General features: G+C 70.7%; 21 protein-coding genes. 16 read left to right on the forward strand and 5 right to left on the reverse strand.

Features of this window, described 5'->3' with window-relative positions; translation table 11 throughout:
• Positions 1–4: 4 nt before the first annotated feature.
• The 5 genes from ACFSL4_RS12015 to ACFSL4_RS12035 form a co-directional block, all read right to left on the reverse strand.
• Complete coding sequence (locus tag ACFSL4_RS12015) at positions 5–1,783, reverse strand: FAD-dependent monooxygenase (protein WP_381081482.1); 1,779 nt, start codon at positions 1,781–1,783, stop codon at positions 5–7.
• 51 nt (positions 1,784–1,834) lie between these two features.
• On the reverse strand, positions 1,835–2,764 hold the full coding sequence (locus ACFSL4_RS12020) for an amidohydrolase family protein (protein ID WP_381081484.1): 930 nt from the start codon (positions 2,762–2,764) through the stop codon (positions 1,835–1,837).
• Between the two features lie 83 nt (positions 2,765–2,847).
• Entirely contained in the window at positions 2,848–3,198 is a 351-nt protein-coding gene (locus ACFSL4_RS12025; RefSeq protein WP_381081486.1) for a DoxX family protein, read from the reverse strand.
• A gap of 176 nt (positions 3,199–3,374) precedes the next feature.
• The gene (locus ACFSL4_RS12030) at positions 3,375–5,297 is read right to left on the reverse strand and encodes an acyl-CoA synthetase (RefSeq protein WP_381081488.1); all 1,923 of its coding nucleotides are present in this window, start codon (positions 5,295–5,297) and stop codon (positions 3,375–3,377) included.
• Between the two features lie 92 nt (positions 5,298–5,389).
• Positions 5,390–6,343, reverse strand: a complete 954-nt coding sequence (locus ACFSL4_RS12035; protein ID WP_381081490.1) for a fumarylacetoacetate hydrolase family protein — start codon at positions 6,341–6,343, stop codon at positions 5,390–5,392.
• Positions 6,344–6,511: 168 nt separating this feature from the next.
• Here ACFSL4_RS12035 and ACFSL4_RS12040 point away from each other — a divergent pair, with 168 nt between their 5' ends.
• The 16 genes from ACFSL4_RS12040 (at position 6,512) to ACFSL4_RS12115 (ending at position 15,197) form a co-directional block, all read left to right on the forward strand.
• Positions 6,512–7,183, forward strand: a complete 672-nt coding sequence (locus ACFSL4_RS12040) for a TetR/AcrR family transcriptional regulator (RefSeq protein WP_381081492.1) — start codon at positions 6,512–6,514, stop codon at positions 7,181–7,183.
• A 678-nt stretch (positions 7,184–7,861) separates the two neighbouring features.
• Positions 7,862–8,170, forward strand: coding sequence for a 30S ribosomal protein S10 (gene rpsJ / locus ACFSL4_RS12045; RefSeq protein ID WP_003948644.1), 309 nt, complete (start codon positions 7,862–7,864; stop codon positions 8,168–8,170).
• Positions 8,171–8,188: 18 nt separating this feature from the next.
• Complete coding sequence (gene rplC, locus ACFSL4_RS12050) at positions 8,189–8,833, forward strand: 50S ribosomal protein L3 (RefSeq protein ID WP_381081494.1); 645 nt, start codon at positions 8,189–8,191, stop codon at positions 8,831–8,833.
• A gap of 8 nt (positions 8,834–8,841) precedes the next feature.
• On the forward strand, positions 8,842–9,495 hold the full coding sequence (rplD, locus tag ACFSL4_RS12055) for a 50S ribosomal protein L4 (protein WP_381081496.1): 654 nt from the start codon (positions 8,842–8,844) through the stop codon (positions 9,493–9,495).
• Positions 9,495–9,914: a 50S ribosomal protein L23 gene (rplW, locus tag ACFSL4_RS12060; protein WP_381081498.1), complete on the forward strand. Its 420-nt coding sequence runs from the start codon at positions 9,495–9,497 to the stop codon at positions 9,912–9,914. The genes rplD and rplW overlap by 1 nt, the downstream gene beginning before the upstream one ends.
• A 38-nt stretch (positions 9,915–9,952) precedes the next feature.
• Positions 9,953–10,789: a 50S ribosomal protein L2 gene (gene rplB / locus ACFSL4_RS12065; protein ID WP_381081500.1), complete on the forward strand. Its 837-nt coding sequence runs from the start codon at positions 9,953–9,955 to the stop codon at positions 10,787–10,789.
• 12 nt (positions 10,790–10,801) lie between these two features.
• Positions 10,802–11,083 (forward strand): 30S ribosomal protein S19, encoded by a 282-nt coding sequence (gene rpsS / locus ACFSL4_RS12070; protein ID WP_086726223.1) that lies wholly within the window; start codon positions 10,802–10,804, stop codon positions 11,081–11,083.
• A 42-nt stretch (positions 11,084–11,125) separates the two neighbouring features.
• Complete coding sequence (gene rplV / locus ACFSL4_RS12075) at positions 11,126–11,473, forward strand: 50S ribosomal protein L22 (protein ID WP_381081621.1); 348 nt, start codon at positions 11,126–11,128, stop codon at positions 11,471–11,473.
• The gene (rpsC, locus tag ACFSL4_RS12080) at positions 11,473–12,294 is read left to right on the forward strand and encodes a 30S ribosomal protein S3 (RefSeq protein ID WP_381081502.1); all 822 of its coding nucleotides are present in this window, start codon (positions 11,473–11,475) and stop codon (positions 12,292–12,294) included. Before rplV ends, rpsC begins: the two co-directional genes overlap by 1 nt.
• Before the next feature lie 5 nt (positions 12,295–12,299).
• The gene (gene rplP / locus ACFSL4_RS12085; RefSeq protein ID WP_046732372.1) at positions 12,300–12,719 is read left to right on the forward strand and encodes a 50S ribosomal protein L16; all 420 of its coding nucleotides are present in this window, start codon (positions 12,300–12,302) and stop codon (positions 12,717–12,719) included.
• Positions 12,719–12,943 carry a 50S ribosomal protein L29 gene (gene rpmC / locus ACFSL4_RS12090; RefSeq protein WP_030174543.1) on the forward strand — a complete coding sequence of 75 codons (225 nt, stop codon included), beginning with the start codon at positions 12,719–12,721 and terminating at the stop codon, positions 12,941–12,943. Before rplP ends, rpmC begins: the two co-directional genes overlap by 1 nt.
• Positions 12,943–13,224: a 30S ribosomal protein S17 gene (gene rpsQ / locus ACFSL4_RS12095; protein ID WP_381081504.1), complete on the forward strand. Its 282-nt coding sequence runs from the start codon at positions 12,943–12,945 to the stop codon at positions 13,222–13,224. The genes rpmC and rpsQ overlap by 1 nt, the downstream gene beginning before the upstream one ends.
• A gap of 530 nt (positions 13,225–13,754) precedes the next feature.
• Entirely contained in the window at positions 13,755–14,123 is a 369-nt protein-coding gene (gene rplN / locus ACFSL4_RS12100; RefSeq protein ID WP_003998823.1) for a 50S ribosomal protein L14, read from the forward strand.
• Positions 14,124–14,125: 2 nt separating this feature from the next.
• Positions 14,126–14,449: a 50S ribosomal protein L24 gene (rplX, locus tag ACFSL4_RS12105; RefSeq protein ID WP_381081506.1), complete on the forward strand. Its 324-nt coding sequence runs from the start codon at positions 14,126–14,128 to the stop codon at positions 14,447–14,449.
• Positions 14,449–15,006: a 50S ribosomal protein L5 gene (rplE, locus tag ACFSL4_RS12110; RefSeq protein ID WP_055493174.1), complete on the forward strand. Its 558-nt coding sequence runs from the start codon at positions 14,449–14,451 to the stop codon at positions 15,004–15,006. The genes rplX and rplE overlap by 1 nt, the downstream gene beginning before the upstream one ends.
• 5 nt (positions 15,007–15,011) lie before the next feature.
• On the forward strand, positions 15,012–15,197 hold the full coding sequence (locus tag ACFSL4_RS12115) for a type Z 30S ribosomal protein S14 (protein ID WP_003948630.1): 186 nt from the start codon (positions 15,012–15,014) through the stop codon (positions 15,195–15,197).
• The last annotated feature ends 9 nt before the right edge of the window (positions 15,198–15,206 follow it).

Genomic DNA, 15,206 nt, shown 5'->3' on the forward strand with positions numbered 1-15,206 from the left:
GTCCCTACCGGGCGAGCAGGGTGTCGAGTGCGGTGGTGAGCTCGGCGACCGGGTCGGTGGCCGCGCCGTGGGCGCGCCAGCCGATGAAGCGGTCCGGGCGCACCAGGACGGCGCCCTGCGGGCTGTGGCCGCGTGCGGCGGTCCAGGTGGAGCGCAGGTCCCGGTAGTCGCCGTCGAGGTGGCCCAGGCGGATCGCGTCCAGCGGCAGCCCGCTCCCGGCGGCGATCTTCTCGGCGGCCTCGCACCAGGCCTGGCCGTCCTCGCCGGCGATCAGCAGGAAGCGGCCGGGCCGGACCAGACGGGCCAGGGCCACGCGGTTTCCGTCCAGGTCCTCCAGCCAGGCGTGCGGCAGCGGGTGTCCGGGGCGGGCGGCGGGCCGGTAGATGCGGACGGGATCGGGGTTCTCGGGTGCGGGAGTGCCGTCGGGGACGATCGCCGCGGAGTCGTAGGTGTAGCCGAACTCGACGGCCAGTTCGTTGAACTCCATGGACTGGGCGGCCACGGCGGCCAGGAAGGTGCGGCGGAACTCGGCGTCGGCGGGGTCCCCGCTCCACAGGCGGCGGGCCTGACGCCAGTTCTCCTCCTCGCCGGCCTCCGGACCGCCGCCGAAGAGGGCGTTGATCGCGATGTGGTTCATGGCGTTCTCCAGCGAGCGCTGGACGTTGGTGGCGTCCGCCGGGCGCCGCTCGGGCTCGTAGGTGTCCAGCAGGGCGTCACCGGCATGGCCGTTCAGTACGGCCGCGAGCTTCCAGGTGAGGTTCTGCACGTCGTGCATGGCCGAGGTCAGGCCGAGACCGCCGGTGGGCGGGTGGCGGTGGGCGGCGTCGCCGGCGATCAGGACGCGGCCGGCGCGGTAGCGGTCGGCGACCACACCCTCCAGGGACCAGCGGGAGATCATGTGGACCGTCACCTGGTCCCCGGCCAGCCCGAGCGCCGTGCGCAGGTCGGCGAGCACGGCGTCGTCGTCCAGCGCACGGCCGTCCTCAGCCCCGTAGTTGAGGTGGAAGACCCACTCCTCGGACTCGGGTCCCCAATGGTCGGGGCCCATGGGCACGAGAACGCCGGGGATGCCGAGGCCGGGCAGCCACAGCCAGCGGATCAGCACCTCCGGATCGCGTGCCCAGCGGGACAGGTCGGCGGAGATGTGGAAGGAGACCACGCGGGCGAGATCGCGCACGCCCTCTTGGACGATGCCCACGGCGGGTCCGACGGTGCGGCCGCCGTCACAGCCCAACAGGTAGCGGGCCCGCACCCGGTAGGTCTGCCCGGTGCCGCGGTCGGTGACGGTGGCGGTGACACCCTCGTCGTCCTGGGTGAGTCCGGTCAGCTCGTGGTGGAAGCGGACCCGGCCGGGCGCGAGTTCCTCGGCGCGGGCGCGCAGGAGCGGCTCCAGGCGGATCTGGGGCAGGTTGGCCTGCCGCTCGGGACTGGCCGCGAGCCACTCGGGGGAGGCGCCGCCGGCCCCCCATGCCTCCATCTTGGCGACCCGGCGGCCGTAGTCCTCGTGGTCGCCGGCCAGGCCGACGTACCAGGCGGTGTGGGACATCTGCTCGGCCGGGGTGGAGGCGGCGTGGATGGCGTCGGCCGCGCCGGCGTCGCGCATGACCTCCATGGCGCGCTGGTTGAGGACGTGGGCCTTGGGCAGGACGGAGGTGCTGGGCCAGGCGGTGACGAGCAGGGACTCGATGCCGATGCGGCTGAGCAGCATGGAGGCGGTGAGCCCCGCACCACCGCCGCCGACGATGAGGACGGGGACGTCGATGTCGATGTCGATGTCGTTCATGGGTACTCCGTGGGGTGTTGCGGCTCGGGGCGTGGGGTGGGTGGGGACGGCTCAGGAGAGGCGGGGGAACAGCGGTAGTGCGTTGCCCCGGTCGATGGCGTGGCGGCCAGCGGCGTCGAGGGCGGGGTAGCGGTCGTACTCGCCGGTGAAGTGGGCGACGGCGAGTTCGGGTGCGAAGGGCCAGTCGGTTCCGAAGAGCACCCGCTCGGCGCGGGCGAAGGCCAGCAGGCTGGGCAGCGCGGTGGGGCTGCCGGACAGGGCGGTGTCGAACCAGAAGCCGCGCAGGTCCTCGAGGATCTCCTCGTAGCCGCGGCCGGTCTCGGCGACCAGGGCGGCGGTGATCCGGTGGGCGGCGTACGGGAGGAATCCGCCGGCGTGGGACAGGATGATCTTCAGGTTGGGGTAGCGGCGCGGGATGCCGTGCAGGACCAGGTTGGCCGCGGCGCGGGTGGTGTCGAGGAGGAAGTCCGCGGCGAACGGCGGCAGCCCGGGGACGGGCGGTGCGGGTAGTTCCGAGGGATGGACGAAGACGACGGCGGCGCGCCGGTCCAGTTCGGCCAGGAGCGGGTCGTGGCCGGGGTGGCCCAGGTAGATACCGTCGGTGTTGGCGAGCAGTACGACGCCGTCGGCGGCCAGTTCGTCCAGGGCGTGGGTGGCGGCGTGTACGGCGGCGTCCAGGTCGGGCAGCGGGACGGTGGCGAAGTAACCGAACCGGTCGGGGCGGTCCTTGACGAGTTCCGCGCCGAACTCGTTGACCTGCCGGGCCATTTCAGCTGCCTCGGCACCGTCGCCCAGCCAGGTGCCGGGGGTGGACAGGGACAGCGTTGCGGTTCCGATGGCGTACGTGTCCATCAGGGCGATGGCGTGCTGCGGGCTCCACTGCGGCAGTTGGCGGCCGCCGGGAGCGTCGATGCCCTTGGACCTCAGCCATCGTGTATAGACCGGGGGCAGCAGATGCTGGTGGACGTCGATGCGGCTCATGGTGGTGCTCTTCTCGGTGCTGGCGGGTGGCTGGACGGTCACGGCCGCGCCCGCTGACGGCGCGGCCCCGTTGTACGGGCCTGCTAGCCGCCGGCCAGCAGGGCGAGATGGGCTGCGGCCAGGGCGCCCATGACGACGGCCGGCAGACAGCGGGCGGCCGGGTCGCCGGCGCGCAGGTGGACGACGACGGCCCCGGTCATGAGCAGGATCAGGCCCGTCGAGGCGGCGGCACCGAGCGCGGGGATCCGCAGGCCGGTCAGCAGCCCGGCCGCTGCCGCCACCTCCATGGCGCCCAGCAGGCGGTAGCGGTTGGTGGTCATGCCGACGTGGGCTGCGGCCTGGCGCATCGCGGCGACTGCCGCGAGCTTGGCCGCCCCCAGGAGGAGGAAGACCCCGGCGAGGAGGACGGCCAGGACGGCGGTGAGGGTACTCATGGAGGTGCTCTCTGTGCGGAAGGGGATGGCTCGGGGCCGTCCGGAAGCGGGTCGCCGCGCCCCGGTTCAGGCGACGGGGCGGGGGGCGTACTGCCAGTGCAGGACGTACCGGTCGAGGGCTTCGGCGACCCTGCGCCGTACCGCTTCGTCGGCGGGTGCGGGCACCGCGCCCCGGTTCAGGCGACGGGGCGGGGGGCGTACTGCCAGTGCAGGACGTACCGGTCGAGGGCCTCGGCGACCCTGCGCCGTACCGCTTCGTCGGCCGGTGCGGGCACCGTGACCCGGACACCGCCGTCGTGCGGCCGGCACACGATGAGTTCCGGGTCGCAGTCCGCGCCCTGCGCCGCCAGTTCGGCACGGACCGCGCGGCGGGTGGCGTCCAGGCGCAGGCCGAGCTTGTAGGGCTTGCCGACGGCGGTGAGCGGGATGGCGTCGATCACGAGCACCTCCCGCGGGGCGGCGGCGCGTTCGGGGACCCGTTCGGTGGCCCAGGCGAGCAACTCGGCGGGGTCGGCCGCGGCGCCGGGGGCGAGGGTGACGTAGGCGACGGGCACCTCACCGGCGTGCGGGTCGGGACGGCCGACCGCCGCGGCGGCGGTGACCTCGGGGTGGGCGAGGAGGGCGTCCTCGATCCCGGCCGGGTCGATGTTGTGGCCCCCGCGGATGATCAGGTCCTTGGCGCGGCCGGCGAGCGAGATGAAGCCGTCGGCGTCGATACGGGCCAGGTCGCCCGTGTCCAGCCAGCCGTCGCGGATCTTCCCCGCGGTCTCCAGACGCGGCCCTCGCGGGGTGTGCTCGGCGACGTAGCCGGCGAAGACCACGGGGCCGCTGACGGCCAGTACTCCGGTGGCGCCTGGCGGCAGGTCGTGCCACTCGCCGGTGTCCGGGTCGATCCGCACGGTCTTGACCTGCTGGTAGGGCAGGCGCCGGCCGACGGTGCCGGGCCGGGTGCGACCGGGCAGGCCGAGGGTGGAGGCACAGGTCGCCTCGGTCAGCCCGTAGCCCTCGCACAGCGGGATGCCGGTGTGCTTCTCGAACGACTCCCGCACGGCGGGCGGCAGCGGGGAGGCGCCGACGGCGGCGAACCGCATGCTGGAGATGTCCGCGTCGACGGGGAGGTGGGCCAGGACGGAGTACACGGTGGGCACCGCCGACATGGCGGCGATGCGGTAGTGCTCCACCAGCTTCCAGAACACCCCGTACAGCTCGGGATCGCGGTAGCCCAGCGGCCCGGCCCACACCACCCGCCGGCCGCGCAGCAGCGGGCCGAGCAGGGTGACGACCAGGGCGTTGACGTGGAACAAGGGCAGCGCCGCGAACATCACCGAGTCCTCGTCCAGGGGAGTGCTCGCGGCCACCGTCCAGGCGTCGACGACCTCGTTGGTGTGCGTGTGCGCGGCGAGCTTGGGAGTGCCGGTGGTGCCCCCGGTGTGGAAGTAGGCGGCCAGGTCGTCGGCGGCCGGGGGCTCGATGTCCACCAGCTTGTCGGCGGGATGGGGCGCGGCGAGCTCCGCGAGGTAGCCCACGCGTACGCCCTCGACGGGCTCCAGAGCGGGGGCCGGGTCCTCGGCCGCGGTGGGGGCCAGGGCCAGCAACGCGTCCAGGCCCAGGGCCGCGGCCACCTGCCGTGCCGCGGTCCACACCTGCGCGTCCAGCTGCGGACCGGCGGCGATGAGCACCCGTGCGCCGCCGCGCCGCAGCAGCTGCTCGATGTGCTCGGCGGCCAGGCCCGGGTTCACCGGGGCGGCGATGCCCGCGGCCTGCGCGGCCAGCAGGGCGGCGGGCAGCTCCGCGGTGTTCGGCGCGAGCAGGCCCACGGCCGCATGGCGGGTGACGCCGAGCGAGCGCAGCAGGTTGGCGGTGCGGTGCACCTGGTCGCGCAGCTGCGCGAAGGTCGTGGTGGCGGGGCGCAGGAAGCGCGCGGCGTCGGGCAGCACCGTCAGGGCCGGTTGGTCGGGCCACAGACGGGCGGCGCGCAGCAGGGTGTCGTAGGTGGTGGCGGGCAGGCCGCGTTCATGGAGCGGGACGGCCTCGATGGCGGTCAGGTCCGCGGGGCTGTCGCAGGCGGGCCACAGCAGGTCGGTGGGTGTGAGTGTCACCGGTGCGCCTTTGCAGGGTGAGGGATGGGGGCAAGGGGCCGACTGGTACGGGGAGCCGGTCGGGCCGGTCCCGGGCGGGGGCCCGGGAGTCGTCAGCGGACGCGCACCACCGTGCGCTGCTCGCCGAGATCCAGTGCGCCGTCGTCCGTCGCGATGCGGGCCGTGACGACGTCGCCGTCCTTCAGGTAATCGGGGTTGGCCCGCTGGCGGGCGAAGAACTTCTGCCAGCGCTTGTGCGGGGGCAGCAGGGCGGCGAGCGTGGCCAGGAGCCTGCCGGGGGACTTCAGGGCGGTGCCGCCGGGAGTTCCGGTGAGCAGGACGTCACCGGGCTGCAGGGTCTGGAAGCGGGCCAGCAGGCTGAGGGCGCGTGCGGGCCGGACGATCATGTCCGTGGTGGTGCGGTCCTGCCGGGTGGCTCCGTTGACCTTCAGGGTGAGACGCAGGTCCGGCAGGCGGGCCAGGTCGTCGGCGTCCACCAGGAGCAGCCGCGGGCCCAGGGGGGTGAAGGTGGGGTACGACTTGGACTCGTAGAACTGCGTCTTGGGCAGCTGCAGGTCACGCGCGCTGACGTCGTCGGCCACGACCAGCGCGGCGACGAACTCCGGCAGAGAGGAATCGGTGACCTCGGCGCCGACCGGTAGGGCCGCGCCCATCACCAGCCCGAGCTCGACCTCGTAGTCCAGGAAGCGCACGTGCGGTGGCCGCACGATGTCCTGGTAGGGACCGCTGACGGATCCGGACGCCTTGCGGAAGAAGGCGGGCGGGACGGTGTCCGGGTCGAATCCGGAATCCGTCGCGTGGGAACGGTAGTTGACCATCTGCGCCACCACCCGGCAGGGGGTGGTGACGGGCGACAGCAGGTCTCCTCCTGCGACGGGAGGCCCGGCGTCGGGGTCCGCCGCGGCGCGGGCGGCCGCCTCCCGGACGGCCGGGCGGTCGGCGAGCAGGCCGGCGGTGGTGGTCGCGTCGGTGCCGACGCGGTGCAGCCGTCCCGTGCCGCTCTCCACCCACCAGCCGTCTGTGGTGCGGACGACCTGGATACTCATCGGCTCTCCTGAGTCCTGGACAGGCGTCGACCGGACCGCCCTCACGAGCAAGCCACGGTCAGTAGTGATGAAAGCATCAATACAGATGGCATTCTCGTCAAGGGTCATCGTTACTGATGTAATCATCAGCACTGATCCATGCACTGATCCATTCGGTAAGGTGGTGGGATGAGTACCGACGGACAGGGCGGGGCCGACAGCCGGACGCCCAGCCATGCGCCCAACCGCCTGGACCGGCGCAAGGCGCGTACCCGGGCCGCGCTGGTCGCCGCCGCGCAGCGGCTCCTCGCCGAGCAGGGCCGGGCCGATGTGAGCATCCAGGAGATCACCGAGGCGGCGGACGTCGGCTTCGGGTCCTTCTACAACCACTTCACCAGCAAGGACGAGCTGTTCGACGCCGCCGTCGCCCTCACCCTGGAGGAACACGGTGCTCTTCTGGACTCCGTCGTGGGAGACCTGAAGGATCCGGCCGAGGTCTTCGCCGCCAGCGTCCGCCTGACCGGCCGGCTGCAGCGCACCCACCCGCAGATGGCGAGAATTCTCGTGCGCACCGGTATGTCCTATCTGACCTCCGACGGCGGCCTGGCCCCGCAGGCGATGCGGGACCTGCAGGCCGCCGCCGACAGCGGACGACTGGACATCGACGACGCGTACACCGCCGTGGCCATGGTCGGCGGGGCGCTGCTCGGCGTGCTGCATCTGCTGGAGACGCGCCCCGACCTGGACGCCGAGCGCGTCACCGATCGACTGGCCTTCCGTCTCCTGTGCATGTTCGGCATGGCGCCGGCCGAAGCGCAGGAGATCGCCACCCGGCCCCTGCCGTCACCGCCCGTGAGCTGACCTGGGTGATGGCGGGCCGGCGCCCGGGCGCCGCACTGCTTCGCATGTCGCTCACACCCCGCGGTCCGGTGGCGGGCCCGGCGCGCTCCGAAGGCGCGCGTCGACGCGGGGCGCCCGTGTCGGCGCGCCGGCGATCCGGCCGGACGACGGCACGCGCTGCTTCGGCGGGAGCGGGCAGAGGCCGCGCGGGAGGCCGCGCGAGGAGGGCGAGACCGCCGCGCCCGTCGAGGCCGGGCGAGGATGCCGTGGCCGTCGGACGGCGGCCGCGGTTTGACCCACGTGACGCCCGGGGTACCCTCTTCCGCCCGATTGGCCAGCCCCCCGCCCGCTGTGGCAGACTAGCGGGGTTGCTCGGTCGAGTGTTGATGCTGCGCGCCTCCCGCCGGGAGGACCGGAAGCGAGTCCCACAGTACTCGTCGTCCTAACTGCCTCACGGCAGCGCTGGGGCGGACGTACGGGAATCTTCCGGGAAGCGTGGGCGCGGCGCCGGCCAGGCACCCGGTGGGCCTTCGCCCTCGGTCTCACGGCTCCGGAAGGGCCGTGTTCCCCCGGCAGGGATGCTCGGTCAAGGGGCATCTGTGTCAGCGGGAGCGCGACACGCCCGACCGCGTGGGTCGGAGACGGGGGATGGGGACACCGGGTTCCGGAGCGTAAGAGAGACAGGACTACGAAGTAGCCATGGCGGGACAGAAGATCCGCATCCGGCTCAAGGCCTACGACCACGAGGTCATCGACTCCTCGGCGAAGAAGATCGTCGAGACGGTGACCCGTACCGGTGCGTCGGTCGCGGGCCCGGTGCCGCTGCCCACTGAGAAGAACGTGTACTGCGTCATCAAGTCGCCGCACAAGTACAAGGACTCGCGCGAGCACTTCGAGATGCGCACCCACAAGCGCCTGATCGACATCCTCGACCCGACCCCCAAGACCGTTGACTCTCTGATGCGACTCGACCTGCCGGCCGGTGTCGACATCGAGATCAAGCTCTGAGGCCGGTGATCTGAAGAGATGGCTAAGCAGATCAAGGGCATCCTGGGCGAGAAGCTCGGCATGACGCAGGTCTGGGACGAGAGCAACCGCGTCGTCCCCGTGACCGTCGTCAAGGCCGGCCCGAACGTCGTGACCCAGGTCCGCACGAACGACGCCGACGGCTACGAGTCCGTCCAGATCGCCTTCGGCGAGATCGACCCGCGCAAGGTGAACAAGCCCCTCAAGGGCCACTTCGCCAAGGCCGACGTCACCCCCCGCCGTCACCTCGTCGAGATCCGCACCGCGGACGCCTCCGAGTACACCCTCGGCCAGGAGATCACCGCCGAGGTGTTCGAGGCCGGGCAGAAGGTCGACGTCACCGGCAAGAGCAAGGGCAAGGGCTTCGCCGGTGTCATGAAGCGTCACAACTTCAAGGGCCTCGGCGCCGGTCACGGCACCCAGCGCAAGCACCGCTCCCCCGGTTCCATCGGTGGCTGCGCCACCCCGGGCCGTGTGTTCAAGGGCCTCCGCATGGCGGGTCGCATGGGCAACGAGCGGGTCACCACCCAGAACCTGACCGTCCACGCCGTTGACGCGGAGAAGGGTCTGCTGCTCATCAAGGGCGCGGTTCCCGGTCCGAACGGCGGCCTCGTCCTGGTCCGCACCGCGGCCAAGGGGGCCTGAGGTAACCGATGAGCACTGTTGACATCCTTTCGCCGGCGGGCGAGAAGGCCGGTACCGTCGAGCTCCCCGCGGAGATCTTCGGCGTTGAGAAGGTCAGCATCCCGCTGATCCACCAGGTCGTCGTCGCGCAGCTGGCCGCTGCCCGCCAGGGCACGCACAAGACGAAGACGCGTGGCGAGGTCCGTGGTGGCGGCAAGAAGCCGTACCGCCAGAAGGGCACCGGTCGCGCCCGCCAGGGTTCGACCCGCGCGCCGCAGTTCGCCGGTGGTGGCGTCGTGCACGGTCCCGTGCCGCGCGACTACTCGCAGCGGACCCCGAAGAAGATGAAGGCCGCGGCCCTGCGCCACGCCCTCACCGACCGGGCCCGCAACAACCGCATCCACGTCGTCACCGACGTGGTCGAGTCGGACATCTCCACCAAGGCCGCCAAGGCTCTCCTCGGCAAGATCAGCGAGCGCAAGAACGTGCTGCTGGTCGTCGAGCGCGAGAACGAGAAGGCCCTGCTGTCCGCTCGCAACCTGCCCCAGGTGCACATCCTGGAGCCGGGCCAGCTGAACACGTACGACGTGATCGTCTCGGACGACGTGGTCTTCACCCAGGCCGCTCTCGAGTCCTTCGTCGCCGGCCCGAAGGCCAACGACACCGAAGGGAGCGACGTCTGATGGCCACGCGTCACCCGAGCATCGCCTCGAAGGCCGCCAAGGCCGCCAAGGCCGCGCGCGTCGCCAAGGCGAGGCGCCATGCCACCGAGGGCAAGAACACCGTCGTCACCCCGGCGAGCAAGGCGTACACGGACCCCCGTGACGTCCTGCTGAAGCCGGTCGTGTCCGAGAAGAGCTACGCGCTCCTCGACGAGAACAAGTACACGTTCATCGTCGACCCGCGTGCCAACAAGACTCAGATCAAGGAGGCCGTGCAGTCGGTCTTCTCGGTCAAGGTCACCGGGGTCAACACGATCAACCGCCAGGGCAAGCGCAAGCGGACCCGCACGGGCTTCGGCCAGCGTGCCGCCACCAAGCGCGCGATCGTGACCCTCGCCGAGGGCGACCGCATCGACATCTTCGGCGGTCCGACCGCGTAAGCGGGTCGGATCGTCCGATATCGGACGAGGACTGAGAAATGGGAATCCGCAAGTACAAGCCGACTACGCCGGGCCGTCGTGGCGCCAGCGTCGCCGACTTCGTCGAGGTCACGCGGTCCACGCCGGAGAAGTCGCTGGTCCGCCCCCTGCACAGCAAGGGTGGCCGTAACAACTCGGGCCGAGTGACCGTCCGCCACCAGGGTGGTGGCCACAAGCGCGCCTACCGCGTGATCGACTTCCGTCGTCACGACAAGGACGGCGTGCCGGCGAAGGTCGCGCACATCGAGTACGACCCCAACCGCACCGCGCGCATCGCGCTGCTGCACTACGCGGACGGCGAGAAGCGCTACATCCTCGCGCCGCGTGGCCTCAGCCAGGGCGACCGCGTCGAGAACGGTCCCGGGGCCGACATCAAGCCGGGCAACAACCTGGCCCTGCGCAACATCCCGGTCGGTACGACGCTGCACGCCATCGAGCTGCGTCCGGGCGGCGGCGCCAAGTTCGCCCGCTCCGCCGGCGCGTCGGTGCAGCTGCTCGCGAAGGAGGGCGCGATGGCCCACCTCCGCATGCCCTCCGGTGAGATCCGCCTGGTCGACGTGCGCTGCCGCGCCACCGTCGGCGAGGTCGGCAACGCCGAGCAGAGCAACATCAACTGGGGCAAGGCCGGCCGCAAGCGCTGGCTGGGCGTCCGCCCCACCGTGCGTGGTGTGGTCATGAACCCGGTCGACCACCCGCACGGTGGTGGTGAGGGCCGTACCTCCGGTGGCCGCCACCCGGTGTCCCCGTGGGGTCAGAAGGAAGGCCGTACTCGTTCTCCCAAGAAGGCGAGCAACAAGTACATCGTCCGCCGCCGCAAGACGAACAAGAAGCGCTAAGGACGGGTTGAGATGCCTCGTAGCTTGAAGAAGGGACCCTTCGTCGACGACCACCTGATGAAGAAGGTGGACGTGCAGAACGAAGCCGGTACCAAGAACGTCATCAAGACCTGGTCCCGCCGCTCGATGATCGTCCCGGCCATGCTCGGCCACACGATCGCGGTGCACAACGGCAAGACCCACATCCCGGTGTTTGTCACCGAGTCGATGGTCGGCCACAAGCTCGGCGAGTTCTCGCCGACGCGCACCTTCCGGGGTCACGTCAAGGAAGACCGGAAGTCGAAGCGCCGCTAGTCAGCGGGGTGAATGACCATGACAGACACTGAAGGGACAACCATGGAAGCCAGGGCCCAGGCGCGGTACATCCGCGTCACGCCCATGAAGGCCCGCCGCGTGGTGGACCTTATCCGTGGCATGGACGCCACGGAGGCTCAGGCGGTCCTGCGTTTCGCCCCGCAGGCCGCGAGCGTGCCGGTCGGCAAGGTGCTGGACAGCGCCATCGCCAACGCCGCGCACAACTACGACCACACCGATGCCGGCAGCCTCTTCGTCTCCGAGGCGTACGTCGACGAGGGCCCGACCCTGAAGCGGTTCCGTCCGCGTGCCCAGGGCCGTGCCTACCGGATCCGCAAGCGGACCAGCCACATCACCGTGGTCGTCGCCAGCAAGGAAGGAACCCGGTAATGGGCCAGAAGGTAAACCCGCATGGGTTCCGGCTCGGTGTCACCACCGACTTCAAGTCGCGTTGGTACGCCGACAAGCTGTACAAGGACTACGTTAAGGAAGACGTCGCCATCCGTCGGATGATGACGTCCGGCATGGAGCGCGCCGGCATCTCCAAGGTCGAGATCGAGCGCACCCGTGACCGCGTCCGCGTCGACATCCACACCGCGCGTCCGGGCATCGTCATCGGCCGCCGTGGCGCCGAGGCCGACCGCATCCGCGGCGACCTGGAGAAGCTCACGGGCAAGCAGGTCCAGCTGAACATCCTCGAGGTCAAGAACCCCGAGACCGACGCTCAGCTCGTGGCCCAGGCCGTCGCCGAGCAGCTGTCCTCCCGCGTCTCCTTCCGCCGCGCCATGCGCAAGAGCATGCAGTCGGCCATGAAGGCGGGCGCCAAGGGCATCAAGATCCAGTGCGGTGGCCGCCTCGGCGGCGCCGAGATGTCCCGCTCGGAGTTCTACCGCGAGGGCCGTGTGCCCCTGCACACGCTCCGCGCGAACGTGGACTACGGCTTCTTCGAGGCCAAGACGACCTTCGGCCGCATCGGTGTGAAGGTCTGGATCTACAAGGGCGACGTCAAGAACATCGCCGAGGTCCGCGCCGAGAACGCCGCCGCCCGTGCGGGCAACCGCCCGGCCCGCGGTGGCGCCGACCGCCCGGCCCGTGGTGGCCGTGGTGGCGAGCGGCGCGGTCGCAAGCCGCAGCAGGCTCCCGCTGCCGAGGCCCCCAAGGCCGAGGCCGCGCCCGCCGCTCCGGCTGAGAGCACCGGAACGGAGGCCTGACCGACATGCTGATCCCCCGTAGGGTCAAGCACCGCAAGCAGCACCACCCGAAGCGGGACGGTGCGGCCAAGGGCGGCACGCAGGTTGCGTTCGGCGAGTACGGCATCCAGGCGCTGACCCCGGCGTACGTGACGAACCGCCAGATCGAGGCGGCTCGTATCGCCATGACCCGTCACATCAAGCGTGGCGGCAAGGTCTGGATCAACATCTACCCGGACCGCCCGCTGACCAAGAAGCCCGCCGAGACCCGCATGGGTTCCGGTAAGGGTTCGCCGGAGTGGTGGATCGCGAACGTCAAGCCCGGCCGGGTGATGTTCGAGCTGTCCTACCCGAACGAGAAGATCGCCCGTGAGGCGCTGACCCGTGCGGCCCACAAGCTGCCGATGAAGTGCCGGATCGTCAAGCGCGAGGCAGGTGAAGCGTGATGTCGGCCGGTACCAAGGCGTCCGAGCTGCGCGAGCTGGGCAACGAGGAGCTTCTTGGGAAGCTCCGCGAGGCCAAGGAAGAGCTGTTCAACCTCCGTTTCCAGGCGGCGACCGGGCAGCTCGAGAACCACGGCCGTCTGAAGGCGGTCCGCAAGGACATCGCGCGGATCTACACCCTGATGCGCGAGCGTGAGCTGGGCATCGAAACGGTGGAGAGCGCCTGATGAGCGAGAAGAACGTGACTGAGCAGACTGAGCGCAATGCACGGAAGACCCGCGAGGGTTACGTCGTCAGCGACAAGATGGACAAGACCGTCGTCGTCGCCGTCGAGGACCGTGTGAAGCACGCGCTGTACGGCAAGGTCATCCGCCGTACCAACAAGCTCAAGGCGCACGACGAGCAGAACGCCGCCGGTGTCGGCGACCGCGTCCTCCTCATGGAGACCCGGAAGCTGTCCGCCACCAAGCACTGGCGCATCGTCGAGATCCTGGAGAAGGCGAAGTAACCAAGCGGGGGCCCGCCCCCCGCTGCCCCGCCGGGGGCTGTCGTCCCAGGCCTCCGGGCCTGGGCGGTCGCCCGGCCCGGCCCGGCCAGGGCCCGTCGGCGGGCCCCGCGAGTCGCCTCGCGGGGCCCGGCCGGACGGCCCGCGGCGATGCCGGCGCACCGGCTGGGTTTCGCCCGACCGGACATCCCCGCGGCTTGCCCGCGGGGTCATACCGCCGCCCCGGCGGGGGTTCCGTGAGCCGACTCGCGCAACCCCTCGTCGGCCCTCCGGCCGGCCGGGGCGGACCACCATCGTCCCGCGGGGTGACCCGCGGGACGGACCGCCGCCCCGGCGAGGTTCGCAGAAGGACCTGTGGATCCCGGTGGGAAACCGGCCGGGCCGTGTGGGCATCCGCGCTCCAGCGGCGCGTGTGCCCCGCGCGGCCCCGTCGGGCAGGCCACGAAATTCCTGCGGGAGCAACCCGCAGGACAGTTCCGCCAGGCTCTCCGGCCGCAATCCGGAGGGAACCGGCAGACGATCAGGAGATAGACGTGATCCAGCAGGAGTCGCGACTGCGCGTCGCCGACAACACGGGGGCGAAGGAGATCCTTTGCATCCGTGTGCTCGGTGGCTCCGGTCGCCGCTACGCGGGCATCGGTGACGTCATCGTCGCCACCGTCAAGGACGCGATCCCCGGTGGCAACGTGAAGAAGGGTGACGTCGTCAAGGCGGTCATCGTTCGCACCGTGAAGGAGCGCCGCCGTCCGGACGGCTCGTACATCCGCTTCGACGAGAACGCCGCCGTCATTCTGAAGAACGACGGCGACCCTCGCGGCACCCGCATCTTCGGCCCGGTCGGCCGTGAGCTGCGCGAGAAGAAGTTCATGAAGATCATCTCGCTCGCGCCGGAGGTGCTGTAAGCATGAAGATCAAGAAGGGCGACCTGGTCCAGGTCATCACCGGCAAGGACAAGGGCAAGCAGGGCAAGGTCATTGCCGCTTACCCGCGCGAGGACCGCGTCCTGGTCGAGGGTGTCAACCGGGTCAAGAAGCACACCAAGGCCGGCCCGACCGCTCGCGGTTCCCAGGCCGGCGGCATCGTGACCACCGAGGCCCCCATCCACGTGAGCAACGTCCAGCTCGTCGTGGAGAAGGACGGCAAGAAGGTCGTCACGCGTGTCGGCTACCGCTTCGACGAGAACGGCAACAAGATCCGCGTTGCCAAGCGGACGGGTGAGGACATCTGATGGCGACCACCACCACTCCGCGTCTGAAGCAGAAGTACCGCGACGAGATCGCCCCCAAGCTGCGTGACGAGTTCAAGTACGAGAACGTCATGCAGATCCCGGGCCTCGTCAAGATCGTGGTCAACATGGGTGTGGGCGACGCCGCCCGCGACTCCAAGCTGATCGAGGGCGCCATCCGCGACCTCACCACGATCACCGGTCAGAAGCCGGCCGTCACCAAGGCCCGCAAGTCCATCGCGCAGTTCAAGCTGCGCGAGGGGCAGCCGATCGGTGCCCACGTCACGCTCCGTGGCGACCGCATGTGGGAGTTCCTGGACCGCACCCTGTCGCTCGCGCTGCCGCGCATCCGCGACTTCCGCGGCCTGTCCCCCAAGCAGTTCGACGGCCGTGGCAACTACACCTTCGGTCTCACCGAGCAGGTCATGTTCCACGAGATCGACCAGGACAAGATCGACCGCGTCCGGGGTATGGACATCACCGTGGTCACCACGGCGACCAACGACGCTGAGGGCCGCGCGCTCCTCCGTCACCTCGGCTTCCCCTTCAAGGAGGCGTGAGCGAGATGGCGAAGAAGGCTCTCATCGCGAAGGCTGCCCGTAAGCCCAAGTTCGGTGTGCGCGGCTACACCCGCTGCCAGCGCTGCGGCCGTCCGCACTCCGTGTACCGCAAGTTCGGCCTGTGCCGCGTGTGCCTTCGTGAGATGGCTCACCGCGGAGAGCTGCCGGGCGTGACCAAGAGCTCCTGGTAACAACCCACT

This window comes from Streptomyces caeni (assembly GCF_042678285.1).
Classification (GTDB): domain Bacteria; phylum Actinomycetota; class Actinomycetes; order Streptomycetales; family Streptomycetaceae; genus Streptomyces; species Streptomyces caeni.

What these genes read in the sequence shown, in the direction of transcription:
- rpsJ (WP_003948644.1), top strand. Translation starts at nt 7,862, where the DNA reads ATGGCGGGACAGAAGATCCGCATCCGGCTCAAGGCCTACGACCACGAG.
- rplD (WP_381081496.1), top strand. Translation starts at nt 8,842, where the DNA reads ATGAGCACTGTTGACATCCTTTCGCCGGCGGGCGAGAAGGCCGGTACC.
- ACFSL4_RS12035 (WP_381081490.1), bottom strand. Translation starts at nt 6,343, where the DNA reads ATGAGTATCCAGGTCGTCCGCACCACAGACGGCTGGTGGGTGGAGAGC.
- ACFSL4_RS12040 (WP_381081492.1), top strand. Translation starts at nt 6,512, where the DNA reads ATGAGTACCGACGGACAGGGCGGGGCCGACAGCCGGACGCCCAGCCAT.
- rplW (WP_381081498.1), top strand. Translation starts at nt 9,495, where the DNA reads ATGGCCACGCGTCACCCGAGCATCGCCTCGAAGGCCGCCAAGGCCGCC.
- rplP (WP_046732372.1), top strand. Translation starts at nt 12,300, where the DNA reads ATGCTGATCCCCCGTAGGGTCAAGCACCGCAAGCAGCACCACCCGAAG.
- ACFSL4_RS12020 (WP_381081484.1), bottom strand. Translation starts at nt 2,764, where the DNA reads ATGAGCCGCATCGACGTCCACCAGCATCTGCTGCCCCCGGTCTATACA.
- ACFSL4_RS12115 (WP_003948630.1), top strand. Translation starts at nt 15,012, where the DNA reads ATGGCGAAGAAGGCTCTCATCGCGAAGGCTGCCCGTAAGCCCAAGTTC.
- rplC (WP_381081494.1), top strand. Translation starts at nt 8,189, where the DNA reads ATGGCTAAGCAGATCAAGGGCATCCTGGGCGAGAAGCTCGGCATGACG.
- rpsS (WP_086726223.1), top strand. Translation starts at nt 10,802, where the DNA reads ATGCCTCGTAGCTTGAAGAAGGGACCCTTCGTCGACGACCACCTGATG.
- rpmC (WP_030174543.1), top strand. Translation starts at nt 12,719, where the DNA reads ATGTCGGCCGGTACCAAGGCGTCCGAGCTGCGCGAGCTGGGCAACGAG.
- rpsQ (WP_381081504.1), top strand. Translation starts at nt 12,943, where the DNA reads ATGAGCGAGAAGAACGTGACTGAGCAGACTGAGCGCAATGCACGGAAG.
- rpsC (WP_381081502.1), top strand. Translation starts at nt 11,473, where the DNA reads ATGGGCCAGAAGGTAAACCCGCATGGGTTCCGGCTCGGTGTCACCACC.
- ACFSL4_RS12025 (WP_381081486.1), bottom strand. Translation starts at nt 3,198, where the DNA reads ATGAGTACCCTCACCGCCGTCCTGGCCGTCCTCCTCGCCGGGGTCTTC.
- ACFSL4_RS12015 (WP_381081482.1), bottom strand. Translation starts at nt 1,783, where the DNA reads ATGAACGACATCGACATCGACATCGACGTCCCCGTCCTCATCGTCGGC.
- rplE (WP_055493174.1), top strand. Translation starts at nt 14,449, where the DNA reads ATGGCGACCACCACCACTCCGCGTCTGAAGCAGAAGTACCGCGACGAG.
- rplB (WP_381081500.1), top strand. Translation starts at nt 9,953, where the DNA reads ATGGGAATCCGCAAGTACAAGCCGACTACGCCGGGCCGTCGTGGCGCC.
- rplX (WP_381081506.1), top strand. Translation starts at nt 14,126, where the DNA reads ATGAAGATCAAGAAGGGCGACCTGGTCCAGGTCATCACCGGCAAGGAC.
- rplV (WP_381081621.1), top strand. Translation starts at nt 11,126, where the DNA reads ATGGAAGCCAGGGCCCAGGCGCGGTACATCCGCGTCACGCCCATGAAG.